At 48.7% G+C, this 493-nt stretch carries 2 tRNA genes; both read right to left on the bottom strand.

What is annotated here, in order from left to right:
* Window positions 1-255: 255 nt before the first annotated feature.
* A tRNA-Ala gene (locus tag U5A56_RS36975) sits at window positions 256-331 on the bottom strand.
* 39 nt (window positions 332-370) lie between these two features.
* Window positions 371-447 (bottom strand) — tRNA-Ile (locus U5A56_RS36970).
* Window positions 448-493 lie beyond the last annotated feature (46 nt).

The following is a 493-nucleotide window of genomic DNA, read 5'->3' as shown; positions in this document are numbered from 1 at the left end:
TTACAGGTTGAGTTCTCGCGTTGTGCCGTATTCCAATTGAGTCAAACATAGAGTTCGAATCATCTTGAGATACATCGATACAATCACAACCCGGATAGTTTTCACGTCCATCTCAAAGACGCTTCCGCTATCCAAATTACTTACTTCTTCCAGATTGTTAAAGAACGACAGCCGATACATACTACGTATCACTCTGACTGGCTCAATCGCCAATGACAAAGACTCGACCCAAGTCGAACGCTTGTCATTGAAGATTGGTGGAGGCAGACGGGATCGAACCGACGACCCCCTGCTTGCAAAGCAGGTGCTCTCCCAGCTGAGCTATGCCCCCATGAGTACAGATTTCCTCAGGTGTGTTACCGCCAGACAATGGTGGGTCTGGTTGGATTCGAACCAACGACCCCCGCCTTATCAAGACGGTGCTCTAACCGACTGAGCTACAGACCCCTGAGTCTGTCTTTAAATTTACAGCCGATAAGCGTGAGCGCTCAAT

Origin of the sequence: Burkholderia sp. BCC1998, assembly GCF_905339875.1 — a bacterium.
Taxonomy (GTDB): Bacteria; Pseudomonadota; Gammaproteobacteria; order Burkholderiales; family Burkholderiaceae; genus Burkholderia.
The sequence above is the reverse complement of the archived record's forward strand: the minus strand, read 5'-3'. Positions and strand labels throughout refer to the sequence as shown.